The sequence below is a fragment of the Bacillus sp. J33 genome (assembly GCF_000518885.1).
Taxonomy (GTDB): domain Bacteria; phylum Bacillota; class Bacilli; order Bacillales; family Cytobacillaceae; genus Cytobacillus.
The window spans coordinates 33,872-50,817 of record NZ_JAEL01000013.1; the positions used below are offsets into that span (position 1 = coordinate 33,872).

17 protein-coding genes are annotated in these 16,946 nt (G+C 40.3%); 6 read left to right on the forward strand and 11 right to left on the reverse strand.

Translation table 11 applies throughout. The annotated features are described in order from the left end of the window. Nucleotides 1–25: 25 nt before the first annotated feature. The 4 genes from L634_RS0105980 to plsY form a co-directional block, all read right to left on the reverse strand. Nucleotides 26–1,186 (reverse strand): CapA family protein, encoded by a 1,161-nt coding sequence (locus tag L634_RS0105980; protein ID WP_026581661.1) that lies wholly within the window; start codon nucleotides 1,184–1,186, stop codon nucleotides 26–28. A 510-nt stretch (nucleotides 1,187–1,696) separates the two neighbouring features. Beyond that, nucleotides 1,697–1,900 carry a hypothetical protein gene (locus tag L634_RS0105990; RefSeq protein WP_026581662.1) on the reverse strand — a complete coding sequence of 68 codons (204 nt, stop codon included), beginning with the start codon at nucleotides 1,898–1,900 and terminating at the stop codon, nucleotides 1,697–1,699. A gap of 97 nt (nucleotides 1,901–1,997) precedes the next feature. Further along, nucleotides 1,998–3,092: an ATP-binding protein gene (locus L634_RS0105995; protein WP_026581663.1), complete on the reverse strand. Its 1,095-nt coding sequence runs from the start codon at nucleotides 3,090–3,092 to the stop codon at nucleotides 1,998–2,000. A 686-nt stretch (nucleotides 3,093–3,778) separates the two neighbouring features. Next, nucleotides 3,779–4,363, reverse strand: coding sequence for a glycerol-3-phosphate 1-O-acyltransferase PlsY (plsY, locus tag L634_RS0106005; protein ID WP_026581664.1), 585 nt, complete (start codon nucleotides 4,361–4,363; stop codon nucleotides 3,779–3,781). 281 nt (nucleotides 4,364–4,644) lie between these two features. Here plsY and L634_RS0106010 point away from each other — a divergent pair, with 281 nt between their 5' ends. The 3 genes from L634_RS0106010 to L634_RS0106020 all read left to right on the forward strand — a co-directional run bounded on the left by L634_RS0106010 (nucleotide 4,645) and on the right by L634_RS0106020 (nucleotide 5,736). Beyond that, entirely contained in the window at nucleotides 4,645–4,905 is a 261-nt protein-coding gene (locus tag L634_RS0106010) for a type B 50S ribosomal protein L31 (RefSeq protein WP_026581665.1), read from the forward strand. A 117-nt stretch (nucleotides 4,906–5,022) separates the two neighbouring features. Beyond that, a complete protein-coding gene (rpsN, locus tag L634_RS0106015; RefSeq protein ID WP_026581666.1) occupies nucleotides 5,023–5,292 on the forward strand; it encodes a 30S ribosomal protein S14 in 270 nt (89 codons plus the stop codon). Between the two features lie 90 nt (nucleotides 5,293–5,382). After that, entirely contained in the window at nucleotides 5,383–5,736 is a 354-nt protein-coding gene (locus L634_RS0106020) for a hypothetical protein (protein WP_026581667.1), read from the forward strand. 41 nt (nucleotides 5,737–5,777) lie between these two features. Here the strand turns inward: L634_RS0106020 and L634_RS34880 are convergent, their stop codons facing one another. After that, nucleotides 5,778–6,209, reverse strand: a complete 432-nt coding sequence (locus L634_RS34880; protein WP_026581668.1) for a transcriptional repressor — start codon at nucleotides 6,207–6,209, stop codon at nucleotides 5,778–5,780. Between the two features lie 234 nt (nucleotides 6,210–6,443). Here L634_RS34880 and L634_RS0106030 point away from each other — a divergent pair, with 234 nt between their 5' ends. From L634_RS0106030 to L634_RS0106040, 3 genes are all read left to right on the forward strand, one after another. After that, nucleotides 6,444–6,767: a DUF3243 domain-containing protein gene (locus L634_RS0106030; RefSeq protein WP_034262090.1), complete on the forward strand. Its 324-nt coding sequence runs from the start codon at nucleotides 6,444–6,446 to the stop codon at nucleotides 6,765–6,767. A gap of 270 nt (nucleotides 6,768–7,037) precedes the next feature. Further along, a complete protein-coding gene (locus L634_RS0106035) occupies nucleotides 7,038–7,229 on the forward strand; it encodes a hypothetical protein (RefSeq protein ID WP_026581670.1) in 192 nt (63 codons plus the stop codon). 158 nt (nucleotides 7,230–7,387) lie between these two features. Continuing rightward, complete coding sequence (locus L634_RS0106040) at nucleotides 7,388–9,109, forward strand: glycosyl hydrolase family 18 protein (RefSeq protein ID WP_026581671.1); 1,722 nt, start codon at nucleotides 7,388–7,390, stop codon at nucleotides 9,107–9,109. A 29-nt stretch (nucleotides 9,110–9,138) separates the two neighbouring features. Here the strand turns inward: L634_RS0106040 and ade are convergent, their stop codons facing one another. The 6 genes from ade to L634_RS0106070 form a co-directional block, all read right to left on the reverse strand. Continuing rightward, entirely contained in the window at nucleotides 9,139–10,881 is a 1,743-nt protein-coding gene (gene ade, locus L634_RS0106045; RefSeq protein WP_026581672.1) for an adenine deaminase, read from the reverse strand. Between the two features lie 124 nt (nucleotides 10,882–11,005). Further along, nucleotides 11,006–12,373: an NCS2 family permease gene (locus tag L634_RS0106050; protein WP_026581673.1), complete on the reverse strand. Its 1,368-nt coding sequence runs from the start codon at nucleotides 12,371–12,373 to the stop codon at nucleotides 11,006–11,008. 255 nt (nucleotides 12,374–12,628) lie between these two features. Next, entirely contained in the window at nucleotides 12,629–12,943 is a 315-nt protein-coding gene (locus L634_RS0106055; RefSeq protein WP_026581674.1) for an XdhC family protein, read from the reverse strand. Next, nucleotides 12,922–13,752, reverse strand: coding sequence for an XdhC family protein (locus tag L634_RS0106060; RefSeq protein ID WP_026581675.1), 831 nt, complete (start codon nucleotides 13,750–13,752; stop codon nucleotides 12,922–12,924). The genes L634_RS0106055 and L634_RS0106060 overlap by 22 nt, the downstream gene beginning before the upstream one ends. Nucleotides 13,753–13,761: 9 nt before the next feature. Beyond that, nucleotides 13,762–16,074 (reverse strand): xanthine dehydrogenase family protein molybdopterin-binding subunit, encoded by a 2,313-nt coding sequence (locus L634_RS0106065; protein WP_026581676.1) that lies wholly within the window; start codon nucleotides 16,072–16,074, stop codon nucleotides 13,762–13,764. Further along, nucleotides 16,071–16,946, reverse strand: a complete 876-nt coding sequence (locus L634_RS0106070) for an FAD binding domain-containing protein (protein ID WP_026581677.1) — start codon at nucleotides 16,944–16,946, stop codon at nucleotides 16,071–16,073. Before L634_RS0106070 ends, L634_RS0106065 begins: the two co-directional genes overlap by 4 nt.

Here is a 16,946-nt window from a genome sequence, read left to right on the forward strand (position 1 = left end):
TAAAAAAGGCGCCTTATTACGGCGCTTAGTGAAGATTTCCGAGCATATGCTTCTGAATTTCATTATATTTTGAATCAGCATTTTTCAATCCAAATTTTCCGGCTTCTTTTAAAGGTATAATTCGATAATTTTTCCGCTGTTTGTTGCTTACATAGGTTGGAAAGAAATCAGGATTGGAAAGTTCAATTTTAACTTCGTTTTCATTCATATATTTGGTGACATTTACAGTTGCCAGGCCGCCGATATCCTTATAGTCACTTATTTGTCCGGATAGGAAATTGCCAAGCGAGTACACAACAAGGGATTTTCTCCCGTCGTTGGCATTAATCCATTCCATTGGCTGGAGTACATGGGGATGATGGCCAAATATTATATCAACCCCTTCATTCACAAGGTAGTTTGCAAGATCTTTTTGGTCATCGGTAGGATGAAGCTGATACTCATTTCCCCAATGAAGGCTCATGACGACAATATCAGCAGCATCTTTGGCCCGGTGTATCTCTTTTTTCATTAATGATTTATCAATTAAATTAACAAGATAGTCTTTCCCTTTTGGAACAGGGATGCCATTTGTGCCATATGTGTAAGAAAGGTAAGCAACTTTAATTCCATTTTTATTCATAATTTTTAATGTTCGGTCCTCGCTTGGGGATCTGCTTGTACCTACATGGGGCAGCCCGATTTGATCCATATAATCAAGGGACGCTTTAAGGCCTTTTTCACCCTTATCCAGTGAATGGTTATTTGCTGTTGAAACAATGTCAATCCCTGATTCAATTAGTGCATCTCCTACCTCTTGAGGACTATTGAACATTGGATAACTGGAAATGCCTATTGCCTCACCGCCTAAAATGGTTTCTTGGTTTGCAAGAAGAAGGTCAGGTTCACCAAGGATTGGTTTTATATGCTCGAACATTGGTTTGAAGTCATAGCCAGTTTGTGTTTTGGCATCATTATATACAAAGTCATGAATGAGAATGTCACCAATTGCACCAAGAGTAGCCTGTGTCTTAAGCCCTTTGTTTCCCATTTCAGATTGCCTGGCTTGAAAATGTAATTGGGCAGGCTTTTTAACGGCAGCTGCAGCTTTATTTTCAGTATGCATTTTAAATAAAAGCAAGGATGATAGCAATACGAGTCCTGTGCAAACCATAGTGGAAATCAAAAGTGTTTTTTTCTTATCCATAAGTGCAATCTCCTTAACCTCAAAATTTATAAAAATAATCTTAAATTTAATATAATATAAATTTATTCATTTTTCATTAAATTTCTACAATTATGTTATTTTAATGGTGAAGTTTGTCGTTTCTTTTACCAAATAAAGGATAAAATCAAAGGGAGATTTATTTAGAGGTGGATGGAATGTGTAAGATAACTGGAAATGTATAATTAAGGTTGTTTCCATAGCCATTGAAAGGAAGAGAAACGGGACCTGCTGATAAATTGTTAATCCGGTTTGCAATAGGTAGGTAGTGGTTGAGGCAGCCCGCAATTAAAGCTGTCTCTGGGAGAGCAGCCATTATGTGAAGATAAAGGAATGGAGATAGAAGGAGTGGATGTAATGATTCATGCTTATTTTGAAAACACAAAACTAGATTATGTTGAAGATGCCTTTGGCAGAGGCCGATTTCAGCTTTTGAAAATTTAAATTTAGCGTCTTGGAACAAAAAAGCGATGCCGGCTGGCAGCGCTTTTTTTAATGAATGTCCATTTCTTCAATAAAATTAATCAATTCATCAAAACCTTTTAGCACTTTGAATGGCTGTCCATTACAGTCCATTTCTGGACATTCTGGAGAAAACTTAAATAGCTCAACTAAAAAATCTTCCTCAGAAGATCCGCCAATAACAGAAGTGGTAAAGATATAACTTTGCTCTTTTATCATTTCACTATCTTTCATAAAAACCACCTTCGCTAAACATATCTCAATCTACTTATAGTTTACTATTTAACGGGATTAAATTTTCTTTATTTTATGACAATTTAACGACAAAACATTATGTGTTTAAGTAAAGCGGAAGTTCAATTTTAAATATTGTTCCTTCACCAGGATGAGAACAAATGATAATGCTGCCGCCATGTTCTTCTATTATTTTCTTGCAAATTGACAATCCAATGCCTGTTCCGTTCTTTTTAGTTGTATAAAAAGGGACAAATAATTGGTCAATAGTCTTTTGTGTCATTCCCGGGCCGTTATCCTCTACCGTAATACAGGCTTTTTTCCCATTGGTTTCAGCTGCAATAAGAATTCTGCCATCAGGGATTTTCCCATTTTGCAGGGCTTCCAGCGCGTTTTTTAAAATATTTACCAAAACCTGTTTAATCTGTTTGCTATCGCCATAAACCGCTGGATGTGCATCAGAAGTCTGGATTGAGAGATTAATATTTTGGAGATGGGCTTCGCTTTCAAATAAGATCGTCATTTCTTTAATTAGTTTATTTAACGATATGGCTGTTTTCTTATTTTCCTGCGGTTTAGCGGCATTTAAAAACTCGTAGATTATATCGTTGGCCCTATTGATTTCTTCCAAAGCAATTTCTGCATATTGTTCTTTTCCGATATCATGTAAGTAGGGCTTTAAGAGCTGGATAAAACCTTTAACTGTTGTCAATGGATTCCGTATTTCATGTGCAATGCCAGCAGCAAGCTGTCCGACGTTGGCCATATAGTCCGAAGCAAGTGAAGATTCATGAATCTCTCTTGCGGTTTTTTCAAAGTACTTCTTTTTTTCCAGAAGTTCCAGATTGAATTGAAGCAGTTTTTTTTCGACACGGTCAGCTATATTCTTAAATTCCAGGTTATCGATTAATAGGGGAAAGCAGAATAAATGAAAACGGCTTTCTTCATCCTCTACTGGATAAATCCGATAGGGTAAATACCTATTTTCATTTTTTAATTTAAATACTGAATTCCCGTCTCCGGTTAATAGGGTCTTAAAGCCGCTTACTTCTTCGCATGGCAATAAATCGGTAAATAATTGACCTGCCAGTTTGCAGCTATTTTCTGAAGATGAAGATAGAATTTGATAATCACTATTAATGAAAAAATAGGGAAAAGGCAATTTTTCTATTAGGCTTTTTGTAAAGTGCATATAATAACCATCCTAACTTTAAAGTTTCGGCTGAGACCATTTTTTAGTTTATGACTATCTTTTTGTGTAAGTAAAAAGTGATTTATCAGCCCTAAACTAATGTATGGCGAAAGATATCAGATTATGTTTATTTTTGTATCGGAATTGTTCTATCACTCCTCGGCGCGAACGTCGTGAGGTCTCCTCTGACATGCTTCTCCCCGCATGAGTCTCATGCCTTCTGCTCCATCAACACATTGCTAACTTCATGACATATAAAAAGAAGGAATAGGTCTTATATGAATAGTATGATATTTTTGGAAACTAAAAATCAACAAAATGAAACGGCTTTGAAGAGAAAATAGAATGGAAACAGATGATATGCTAAAACAATATCTTCTAGTTCAAAGTGATAAAATTAACGAAAAATGGATTTCCATAAGACGAGGGGAGGATCACTCGTCAATCTATTCCAAATTGTAAAAGTTATTTTCAATTCCAACCATAAGCTTATTAGAGAGTTATAGCCAATAGCCCTTTACATATAAAGGATCGGAACCGTCAAGCATGGGCGAGGGAAGCAGGGAGAAAGAAGGGCAAGAATTGATGCTGGCCTAAACATATCGACCTTTCGACTTTGGCATTACACGAGTGGAATAGCAAAAGCAGCAGAGAGATTCTGCTGCTTTATATGTGGCAGTATTGATTTAGCCAAGCCATTTAATCTTTGGCTCGGTCTTGTCTTTAATCCGTTTGATATTGGCTCTATGGCGATAAATAACAAAGAAGCCAAGTATGGAAACAACAATTATCAGAGGAATATCCCAAATAATCAGGGCATAAATAATTGCAGCTAATGCAGCCAAAATGGAAGATAAAGATACATACTTCGTTATGTACAAGCTTAAAAAGAAAACACCCAATATAATAAGAAACATAAGAGGTTCATCGGCCAAGAGCACGCCCCCTGATGTTGCAACTGCTTTACCGCCGCGAAACCCCGCGAACAGTGGATACATATGCCCAACAACGGCAAAAACACCAGCCAATAACATGTGCATGTCCGATCCAAAGAAAAAAGGGAGGGCAGCAGCAAGCGTACCTTTCAGAATGTCTGCAATTGTTACGGCCATCCCTGCTTTTACACCGAGTGTCCGAAAAGTATTGGTTCCCCCTAAATTTCCGCTCCCGTGCTCACGGATATCCACTCCATAAAATGCTTTTCCGACAATTAAACCGGAAGGGATGGAACCAAGCAAATAAGCTAGAATGATTATAATGCCATAAATCATGAAAACTCTCCTTCATACTTTCTTCGTTACTATATTGTACCATGTAAATTAGAATCTACACCATGACGTTTTAAAAAAGTAGAAATGATAAATTTTATACAAGTAAACTGTTTAGAACCTAGCGGATTATCAGAATGTTCTTTAATCATAATAATTTCGATCTATTTTTTGTTTTAGGTGACTAGCAATGATATTAGACCAGAAAAATAAAACTTTACCACTTGCAAAACGTAATGATTTCGATTATCATCTATTTAATAATAATTATTTGAGGTGATACCATGAAACCGAATATTCATCCAGACTATCATAAAGTTGTATTTATGGATCTGAACAGCGGGTATAAGTTTTTAACAGGCTCTACAAAAAAATCAAATGAAACAATCGAATGGGAAGATGGACATACTTATCCCTTAATAAAGGTAGAAGTTAGTTCTGATACTCATCCCTTTTACACAGGAAAACAGAAGTTCACAGACAAGGGCGGAAGAGTGGATCGCTTCCTGCAAAAATATAAATTAAAGGAAAAAGGTAAAATTTGATTTCCGATTTAAATTTTGAGTAATGTTTTTAGTTAACCTGTGGGACTTGTAACGAAATGGGAAGGGTCTATTTATTGAATTTAAAACGTAATGATTTGGATTTAGGAGGTTTAGTTGATGGCAAAAAAATCAAAAGTGGCTAAAGAGCTTAAAAGACAAAAACTAGTTAAACAATATGCTGAAAGAAGAAAAGAATTGAAAGAAAAAGGGGATTATGAAGGCTTGAGTAAGCTGCCCCGCGATTCTGCACCAAGCAGGCTCCATAACCGCTGTCAGGTTACCGGGAGACCTCGAGGGTATTTGAGAAAGTTTAAGATGTCACGTATTGCTTTTCGTGAACTTGCACATAAAGGGCAGATTCCTGGTGTTAAGAAGTCCAGTTGGTAAACAGGTGTTTCACCTGCAGGAATTTTATAGTTATCATTTTTCCTTAATGCCAAACGATAACATTAATTGCATGAAGGTTGGAGCGTTAGCATGAATGACAAAATGATGGAGGTTTTTACAAGAAGTATTGTTGCCTCTCTTCCGAAGAAAAGAAAAAGGGTATATCAGTTTATTGAAAAGTTAGAAGATCAGTTGGCACAGCAATCCAAAACGAAGGAGCATTTTTTAACCCTTCTAAAGGAACATTCTCCCCATCATCAGGCTGCAAGCCGCTTTCATTTGACAATCGATGAAACAGTTAGGCTGATGCATGATATTGAGGATGAAATTAGTGAGAAGCTGGAGATGAAATTACAGAAATATAAATGGATAGACTATACCGAAAAAGTTGAAATTCAGGATGATCATTCTAATAAAAAACAGTATTACCTGGTCATTACTTAACTAAAAGGCAGCATCCTTATATACAGGAAGCTGCCTTCTTTTTAGTCCCTTGAAATTTCTGAACTGCATAAACAGCAAGTTCCATATATTTCGAAGCAACTATGATGGATGGTCGTATTATCAGAAAATAAAATTTTAGGAAGGAAGTAAGGAACGGTATGAACTTGACTGCAAGTCGTACATATGAAAATGGCAGTTTCAAACCCTTTTTTTAATTGATTGACCATAAAAAATTGTTTTTCGCCGTTGAGATACCTAGAATAAACGATTTTATAGGATTCAAGTATATTAAGGAAACGGTATATCATATCCAGACTGATGTCAGGGTAAATAGTTTGCATTAGTCTTTTTAGCTGTTGAGCAGTGTTAAACTTATTCTGTTCTGCCATAAGGATAATTAAATGTTTTCGCTTTTCATTTAACTGAATGCCATTCGAATTTAGGATTTCGAACACTATTTGCAAAGAATCCATTCTTCTCACCGTTTTATAAATAGTAATTATTACGATTTATAGTCTAACCTATAAACAATTCATTTGTAAATACATTCTCCCTGTTTTTTCTCGTAATAATTCCGATTTACATGAACGCTTTATTCATGAAAATACTAATCTTTAAATAAACGGCAGCTATTTTGTTTGATAAAAAAATTCCAGGGTAAATATTTATTGTCACGGCATTCAAACCAATAAAAGGAGAGATGCAGCATGGAACAAAATTTGAATCATTCAAATGGACAAGCAGAAAACGTAGAACAAAAGCTTAACAATATGGGAAGCGAAAAGAAAGAAGAAATTCTTTCAAACTTTGATGACTTTAAAGAATACCTAAGCGGCAAGGTATCCATGGGCAAAAAGATGGGCATGGGCGAAGAACAGCTTGCTAATACAGCCCAAAAAGCCGGTGATTACTTAGCTTCCAGCGAAGAGCCGCGCAATCGTGAAGAAAAGCTGCTTCAGGAGCTATGGAAAGTAGGCACTGAAGAAGAAAAGCATAAGCTATCGCACATGCTTGTCAAACTAGTAGATTAATTAAATTAAATAAGCTAAGGCGCAGGTGTTGAGCCTGCGCTTTTATTTTGCAGTTCGAAGCATAAGTGGTTTTTAGTAGTCAAAAATGGCCAATATATAGGTATCTGATATTAGGGCGAGTGTCAGTGAAAAGGGTTCAGGATTTTATAAAAAGAAAAAGGGTATGGATCCCCATTTTGAGCCTGCTTCTTATAATATTTGCAACAATTTATTATCAAACAAGCAAACCTTTGCCGAATGGCCTTTCATTTGAGGGAGAAATGTATTCAATTGAGAACATTCTTGAAAATTATTGCCCCGTCTCATTCTGAAATTATGCAGGATGTTGACAGGTATTTTATTAAGCTTTGGGAAAATAAAGGGGCTGTTTATACCCATCATTATCAAACGAATGAAATGCTTCCGGCCTTAAAGTATCTAACATATAGACTGCAGAAGTTTACGCATTTTACAACTTATTAAATAAATTTGCGTTAATTCCTTTAATATATTGAAACTTTTCTTATTCTTTTTTCGTTTTATAAGAGGGTAAGAGATTAAGTGAAAATTAGAAGCAAGCGAAACAATCCCTTCCCATTTTCTGAACTTTTGGATACGATGATTTTGAGGGAGGATGCTGCATGTCTGTTATTGAAACAATCAAGCAAAAATCCCCCGCAAAAAAATTCATTTTTGCGGGGCTTTTATTTGCTTTTATACTGATTCTTTCAAGTCTGTTTTTTCTGCTTTACCCTTTTGCATCAAAGGAGAAAGCACCCTATTTTAAAGGTGAGCACCCTATTTTATTTATGGGCTCTCAGCAAGGCAATGCGATTACAGAAGGAGAAACCGTTTATTTGCCGCTGTCTTTTCTGCAAGAGTTTATTGATAATACAATCATTTTTGACGAAAAATCGCAATCTATAATAATCACAACGAAAAATAAAGTTTTGCAGATGCCATCTGAATCTCTTGCATTTTATGTAAATGGGAAGGCTATGGAGCTACCTTTTAGTATTTTTATACAAAAGGAGAAAGAGAAATATGTGGCGATTGAGCCTTTAGCAGATTATTATCCTATCGCTTATTCAGTTCTTCCTGACTCTGGAGCTGTTTGGATTCAGCAGGACGGGGAGGAACTAATGTACGGGCAGGTGGCTGATAAAAATGCACATGAAAAATTTCTGCGCCTGCGGATGGATGAGAGCCTGCAGTCTCCTTATACGGCTTCTGTTTCTCCTGAAGAAACAATTAGAATTGAAAAGGTTAAAGATGATTACTATTTAGTAAGAAAAGAAGATGGAACGGCAGGATACATAAAAAAGGAATTTATAAGAAAAGGGAAAACAGACCGAGTGTCTGCCGGCTATACGGAAGAGGTGAAGCCTGTGCCTAAAATGGAAGGACCAATCCAGCTGACCTGGGAAGCTGTTTATTCAAACAATCCAAAGACTTCACAGATTCCAAAGATGCCTGGAGTCAATGTGGTTTCGCCAACCTGGTTTGAACTTTCCAAAGAAGATGGGTCCATTAAAAATCGTGGCTCCATTGAATTTTCAAAATGGGCGCAGCAGCAAGGCTATCAAATATGGGGCTTGTTTTCCAATGCATTTGACCCGAATATGACCCATGAAGCCTTCCAATCATTTGAAACAAGGCAGAAGATGATCCGCCAGCTTCTGCACTTCAGCAAGCTGTATAAATTAAACGGCATTAATCTTGATATAGAAAATGTAAATCCGGAGGATGGGCACCTGATAACCCAGTTTGTGCGTGAGGCAACTCCTTATTTTCATGAAGCTGGTTTGGTTGTTTCAATGGACATAACATTTATTTCATCGAGCGGGAATTGGTCTGCGTTTTATGAACGTGAAAAGCTTTCCGAAGTAGCAGATTATATGGTAGTAATGGCTTACGATGAGCATTGGGGAACTTCTCAAGTAGCAGGAAGTGTAGCCAGCCTTCCCTGGGTGGAGGAAAATTTGAGAGCTCTGCTGAAGGTAGTGCCCAATGAGAAGTTGATATTGGGTGTCCCATTGTATGCCAGGTTATGGGAGCAAAAAGATACAGGAGAGATTTCATCTAAAGCCTTATCAATGAGCAAGGTTAAAGAATGGCTTAGTGATAATAAAATAAATCCGGTTTATGATCAGCTGAGCGGACAGAATTACGCAGAATATTATTCTGAAAAAGATAAAACTACTTACAAGATATGGCTTGAAGACGAGTTATCACTAAAAAAACGTGCTGATCTGGCAAGAAAGTATGAGTTGGCTGGACTAGCGAGCTGGAGCAGATTCTTTGCAGATGAAACAGCCTGGACGGCGCTGTCTTTGGACAATAGCCAAGTAACAAAAAAGTAGTGAAAAATAGGCCGGGAGAACTCCCGGCCTTATTTTTGTACGCGGACTGAAATATGCTGAAATGATTTCACAGAGAACAAACCTTTATCAGTGAGTTTAAGCTCCGGAATCACTGGGAGCGCCAAAAAGGATAGAGTCAGAAAAGGGTTGAACAGCATATTGCAGCCGGCTTCACGCAATGCTTGATTCAATTCGGAAAGACGTCCGTAAATAAAGGCCGAATCCCGGTCAGTCATTAGGCCTGCAATAGGAAGTTCAAGGTCAGCGACAACTTTGCCATCTTTGACTACAGCCAGCCCGCCTTTCATTTCAGCAGTATGGTGAATGGCCAGAAGCAAATCTTCATCTGAGGCTCCTGCAGCGACAATATTATGGGAATCATGTGCCACTGTTGAAGCAATCGCACCGCGCTGCATCCCAAGCCCCTTTATGATGCCAAGCCCCAGGTTGCCAGTGTTACGATGCCTTTCAACTACGGCCAGCTTTAAAAGGTCTGTTTCTGGATTGGGCTCGAAGCAATCGTTAAAGGCTTCCAGTTTCTCCACTAAATGCCTGGTGACAATGCTATTTGGGATGATGCCGATAACATTGGCATTTCCTGTTCCTATCTCTATTCTTAGGTCATCTGAGGTCAAGCTGCTCATTTTGACACTGTTGGAAATCGATGCATCAGGAACTGTGCTGCACCGTGAAGGGGTTATAATTTCACCGCCTTTAGCTGCGAGTTTGCCGCTTTTTATTACCTTTTCGATTTTTATCGTATTTAGGTCGCTTACTAGCAGCAGGTCAGCTTCATATCCTGGAGCAATAGCTCCTTTGTACTTTAGCCCGAAGCATTCTGCTGCATTCAGAGTCGCCATTTGGATGGCAAGAACGGGGTCGACTCCCTGACTGATTGCCATCCTGATATTATGGTCGATGCTTCCTTCATTCATTAAATCATCGAGATGTTTGTCGTCAGTTACAAATAAACAGCGGCGGGCATTTTGTTCGTTCACTGCCTGGAGAAGAGCAAGTAAGTCCCTTGCTGCACTTCCCTCTCTAAGCATGACATACATGCCTTTCCGAAGACGGTCGATGGCTTCTTCTGCATTAATGCATTCGTGATCTGACCGAATGCCGGCTGACATGTATACATTGATTTCATCCGCACTAAGGCCAGCTGCATGCCCATCAATGCATCTGCCTTTCCTGCTGGCACCCTCAAGTTTTTTTAGCATGTCACCCTGAGTTTGCATAACAGCTGGATAGTCCATCACTTCTCCAAGGCCGATTACTCGTGGATGATCGTAAAATGGTTCAAGATCAGAATCGCTGAGTTTTGCACCTGCATTTTCAAAAGGGGTTGCAGGCACACAGGAAGGAAGCATGATAAAGACATCCAGAGGAATATCCTCCGAACATTTTAGCATAAAGTCAATGCCGGATAATCCGCTGACATTAGCAATTTCGTGCGGATCTGCAACGACTGTCGTTACTCCATGGGGGAGGACGACATTGCTGAATTCTGCAGGGGTGACCATGGCGGATTCAATATGGACATGCCCATCAATGAAGCCAGGTACAATAAAGCTGCCTTGTGCATCAATGGATTCCTTCCCCTCAAAATCACCCAGCCCTGCTATAAAGCCATCAACAATAGCAATATCTTCCTGAAGGATTTCTCTTGTAAAAACATTTACCACTTTCCCATTTTTTATAACAAGGTCGGCAGGAGTCCTTTTGGCTGCCACGTTGATTCTTCTTTTTAATTCCTCAAGAGTATGCTTCATATAAACTCCTCCCATAAAAAGTTTAGACAGTTTGAACTCAATGCTATTTTGAACCTTCTATGAAGCTTAATGAAAATCTGCTTTGGAGAGAATGGCCTTTTCGCTGGTTTGGAAGTCTTCCAGATTAGTGGCCGCCCATTATAAAGTTGATAATAAAAGCTATGCTGACGAAATACATGATCCAGTGAATTTGATCCCGCTTGCCTGTTAAAAGCTTTAAAAGTGTATACGAGATAAAACCAAAAGCAAGCCCTTGGGCTATACTGAAGGTTAATGGCATAAGGATGATGGTTAAGAAGACTGGGATTACATCGGTGAAATCATCAAAGCTGATATGCTTAATTTCACTAAGCATTAAGGCACCGACGAGAATAAGTATAGGTGCGGTAGCTACGGATGGAATGAAATAGATCAGCGGAGCGAAGATAAGTGAAAGGAAAAATAGCACACCTACAGTAAGAGCGGTTAAACCTGTACGTCCACCCTCGGAAATTCCAGTAGCGTTTTCAACATATGCGTTTAGCGCAGTACTTCCAAAAGTTGCGCTTGCCATTGTTCCAACTGCATCAGCCTGGAGGGCACGGTCCAGATTTTCAATTCTGCCGTTTTCATCTGTTAACCCGGCTTTCTTGGACAATCCTATTAATGTAGCCAAATTATCGAATAGTTCAACAATGGTGAAGGAGAAAATGACAGAAATGATACCGTATTGTATGGCTCCCATAATATCCATTGCCAAAAATGTTTCAGACATGCTTGGCAAAGAAAGGGAGGCAATATCGCTTAATGCTTTAGGATAAGCGATAAATCCAACAAGCATGGCTAGTAAACTGGTGCTCAGGATGCTGATTAGCAGGGCGCCCTTCACTTTTTTAGCCATTAATATAGCAGCTGTAATCAGTCCAAATAGAGCGAGAAGGGGCCCTGTGCCTGTAATGTCTCCAAGACCCACAAAAGTGGCTTCATTGGCTACAACAAGCTCAGCATTCTTCAGTCCGATAAAAGCGATAAATAAACCGATCCCGACACCAATCGCTGATTTAAGAACTCCGGGAACGCCGTCAACTATTTTTTGCCGTACACCAGTTACTGTCAAAATGAGGAATACAATGCCTGAAATAAATACTGCTCCTAACGCTGTTTGCCAGGAAAGCCCCTGACCAAGCACCACTGTATAGGCGAAGAATGCATTGAGCCCCATTCCTGGTGCAACTGCTACCGGGAAATTCGCCCAAAGTGCCATTAAGAGAGTACAGAAGACACTTGCATAAATGGTGGCTGCCAATGCGGCTTCTTTTGGTATGCCCGCATCAGCCAATATGCTTGGATTGACAAAAATGATATAGCTCATTGTCATAAAAGAAGTAATGCCAGCCAGTATTTCAGTCTTAACATTCGTCTTCCGTTCCGATAGCTTAAAAAGCTTTTCCAAAAGGCTTGCCTGAGAGGAGGGGGGAAGACCTGACCCTAAATCCTTTTCAATCATTGACATAAAATGATCACTCCTTGCTCACATTTGCATTCTAAGGTTAATAAGTCCTAGTGCAAATAAGCTGGAACTGAGAAAATTCGAAAATCGATATTAACTGAAAATCTACTATAAAAAAATGATTCAACAGGTGTTAATAACAGCTAAATTCAAGCTTATCCGCGAAAAAGGGAATAACCGCACAAATTTTAATTTTTCTGCGAAAACTCAATTATATCCACGAAAGTCGATTTAACTGCTCTAATCTGATACATAAAATTACAGCGGTTCAATAAAAACATCCATAATGCCCCCGCATATTCCGCCGTCTTCATAGAAAAGACCTTTTGTCAGATCTACTTGCTGGTGGGTGTGCTTCTTCGTTGCAATCACTTCAAGTGCCTTTTCAATGACCTCAGCTTCCCCGCAGCCCCCGCCAATGGTTCCTTCAATTCTTCCGCTGGAAAAAATAATCATTTTACTTCCGGCTTTCCTCGGTGTGGACCCTTTTGTCCGAATGATGGTAGCCAGTGCGGCTTTTTCACCCCCTTTCATAATTTCAAGCGATCGCCTTATGAGGTGCATTTGTTCCATCTGTCAGCCCCCTCACGAAATCCCTTTTTGGCTTGCTCTTTGATTTTCTCGCTCAAAGAGCTCCCGGATTTTTGATTTTTAACTTTTAAAATTTCTGCCATCACACTGACCGCAATCTCAGCAGGTGTTTCAGCTCCAATATCCAATCCGACTGGTGTATAAAGATGTTCGAAATTTTCCTTCGGGAATTCCTGGCGAATTTCTTCAAACACCCCAGAAATTCTTCTCCTGCTGCCGATCATGCCGATGTAAGCGGGCTTTTCACAGCGGTTTAGCAGCTCGGTCAAGCTTAAAACATCAAATTTGTGCCCTCTGGTTAATAGGAGGATATACGTATTATCTGTTATTTCTACATTTCTAAAGAAAGTCAGATATGATTCACAGACTACCTCATCTATACCGGGAAAACGGCTGCCTTTCGCAAATTCAGGCCGGTCATCTATAACTGTTACGTGGAAACCGAGCATTTTCCCCATTTCAGCCATCGGTTCACAAACATGTCCGGCACCCGCAACAATAAGGTGGAGGGGGGCTGGAAAGTATTCTGCAAAACATTCGACCGTTACATTGTTAAAAAGGAATCTTACTGAACCTGTCTGCTTTTTTATAATTAATTTTCGGCAATTTTTAATTAATTCAGGTTTTAAATCAGCTGGGAGCGGGTAATTGGTAAATAGCTCTCCATCCCGGTAGAGCAGAGCCTTAGATCCGATCAGCTTGCTGTCAGAATGATGAGTAATCGTCAGCAGGAATACATCTTTGCGGCAATGAATCGCATGTTCCAGTTTTTGATACATATCGGAATTCATCAAATAGGATCACCTTGCAGAGTGAGTCTTTTTATTTTTAAGGGATTTTAATGCATTAAATACCCGTTCAGGTGTAGCAGGCAAGTGATAAATTCTTGCACCTGTTGCGTCATATATTGCTGACATGATCGCAGCAATAATAGGGATCATCACCACTTCACCGATTCCTTTTGCCCCAAAAGGACCTGAGGCTTCCTCTTCTTCTACAGGAAAGGTCTCGATTATTGGGGTTTCCCGAATGGTTGGAATAATATAGTCTGTAAAGTTACGGGTTTTGTGATAGCCTTCCTCAATCAGAACATCTTCAAATAACGTATATCCAATGCCCATTACGGCTCCGCCCTCCGTTTGGCCTTCAAGGCCTTGCGGGTTCATAACTTTACCTGCATCCGGTATGGAAACAACTCGAAGGACATCTGTTTCTCCAGTCAGCGTATCGACTTCAACCATCACAACATGTGTTAAATAGCCGTACAGGTGATGCGGAGCTCCGCCTGATCCTTCAATCTCTTCTTTTTCTTTTGGCAGGTAGAAGTGGCCTTCAACTCTTGCAGACTTTCGATTATCAAATAGGTGTTTATAGATAGATTGATAGGTTAATTTTTGGTCCTCTCCAGCAATATAATTTGTGTTGATTTCCACTTTTGAAACAGGTATTTGGAGCATTTCTGCAGCTGTTTCTGTCAGTAATTTCACCATATTCGGGGCAGCGACCGCTACTGCGCGTCCCCCTGTATATGTTGAACGGGATGCTGTAACAGTACCGCCGTCGAGGGTGCGTGAAGTGTCACCCTGAACAACCTGAATTTTGGAAATGTCGCAATTAAGAATTTCAGCTGCGACCTGGGCATAAACAGTACTGTTGCCCCCGCCAATTTCTTCACACCCTACACCAACCAAAAAATTTCCATCAGGAAGCAATTCGATGGATGCAGCCCCATAGTCCGGCAGCCCGATCCCCATTCCGATCCCATGGAAGGAGGTTGCGACTGAAACGCCTCTTTTTTTCCACGGTTCACTTGCTTCAGCTTTATATTTGTCCCGATTTCGCCATAGGTCACAGTTTTCAGCTGTTTCCAATGTCTTAAAAGTCCCGACACTCGATTTGACGATATGGCCTACACTTGAAACTTCTCCCTGATGGTACACATTTTTCTTGCGCAGCTCTATAGGATCGATTCCCAGTTTTTCTGCAATCATGTCCATATGGGTTTCGATTCCCATGCATACTTGATTAACGCCAAAACCTCTAAAAGCTCCGGAAATTCCATTGTTCGTATAAACACAGAATCCTTCGAGGTTCACATTTGGAATCTTATAAGGGCCGCAGGAATGCTCAATAGCAAGGGCAATGACAGCACCGCCAAGTGAAGCATAAGCACCAGTGTCACCAATTGCCCTGACCTCATTTGCGATGAGTGTTCCGTCACTTTTGGCTGCCGTTTTCATATGAACTTTAAATGGATGGCGCTTTATGCCAGCAATAACAGATTCCTCACGGCTGTAATGGATTTTAACCGGCCTTCCTCCCGTATGCATGGCTAAGAGGGCGAGATAGATCTGCACTGTGATTTCATCTTTTCCGCCAAATGCACCGCCAATCGGGCTTGAAACGACCCTAATTCGCTCAGGGTTGTAGGCGAGTGCCCGGGCTATCTGCATCCTGTCCCGGTATGCATACTGGCCTGGGCAGCGAATGGTGATAAATCCTTCTTCATCCATCACACCCCATCCGCCTTCTGTTTCAATAAACGCGTGCATTTGCCGGGGAGAGTAAAAGGTATTTTCAACTATAATATCCGCTTCCTGAAATGCTTTTTTAGTATCTCCATTTTTGATGGCTGCACGGCTATGAATGTTGCCATCAGGATGAAGCTTAGGAGCTGAGGAGGACATGGAATACTCGGCATCTGTAACTACCTCCAGCGGCTCGTAATCCACTTTTATAAGAGAGAGAGCCTGTTCGGCGATTTCCTGTGTTTCCGCTCCCACAAGCGCCACCGCATCGCCAGTGCAGCGGACCACCTTTGAGCAGAGGACGGGCTGGTCGGGCACTACGATGCCAAATCCGTTAAAGCCCGGTATGTCCTTGTGTGTCAGGACACAAATGACACCTGGGAGTTTTTGGGCTTCTTCGATATCAATCTTGTTGATTTTGGCATGGGGATATTGGGCTCTGAGGACTTTTCCCCACACCATATTCTCAAATTGATAATCCGTCATATATTTCAATTCACCAGTCACTTTTTCAGGAGCATCAATTCTTTTGACTCTTTTTCCAACCCACTTTAGAGACTCGGGATTGGCTGAATAATCGGTCATCGGGTTTCCCGCCTCCTCATCAATCTGTATAGTCCTCTTTCGAGCAGTGCGCTTGCCATGTCACGCCTATAGGCAGCAGTGGCTCGGACATCCGTAATTGGCATCACTTCTTTCCAGGCGATTTTGGCGATATTCTGAATCAGCTCCTCCGTTAGCGGTCCCTGTGAAAGTAGTGACTCACATTTTTTAGCACGAATGATCGTTGGACCGACAGCGCCAAATGCAATTTTTCCGGTATGGCATTTTCGTTCTTCAATCATTTTTAAAGAAATTGCAACGTTCACAATGGAGATGGATTGGGCTTTCCTGGGACCTAACTTTTGAAAGATCCCGAATTCATTCGGTTTTTGCGGCTGGATTAAAATGTTGGTGATTATTTCGTTTTCTCTCAAAACTGTTCTTCCAGGGCCTATGAAAAATTGCTCAATAGGCACTAGTCTCTTTGTATCCAAAGAACTTAGTTCAATTACGGCTCCCAGAACATATAGAGCCGGAATGGTGTCTCCAGCTGGAGAAGCTGTTGCGATATTGCCGCCGATTGTTCCCATATTTTGCATTTGAGTTGCGCCAACTTCACGGGCTGCTTCAACAAGAACGTCTGCTTTTCTTTTCAGCAGGGTTGAACGCACAATATCTGTATGAGTGGTTAAGGGGCCGATATGGATACAGCCTTCTTTTTCTTCGATATAGCGCAATTCTTTTATGTTTTTAATATTAATCCAAATTTCAGGGAGCCATTTTCCTTCCTTCATCCGAACAGCTGCATCTGTTCCTCCGGCAATCAGCCTGTGCTTTTTGTTAGATTGGGAAAGAAATGCAAGGCATTCGGAGAGAGAGGAAGGGGAGATCATATCAATGTTGGAAACTAGCAT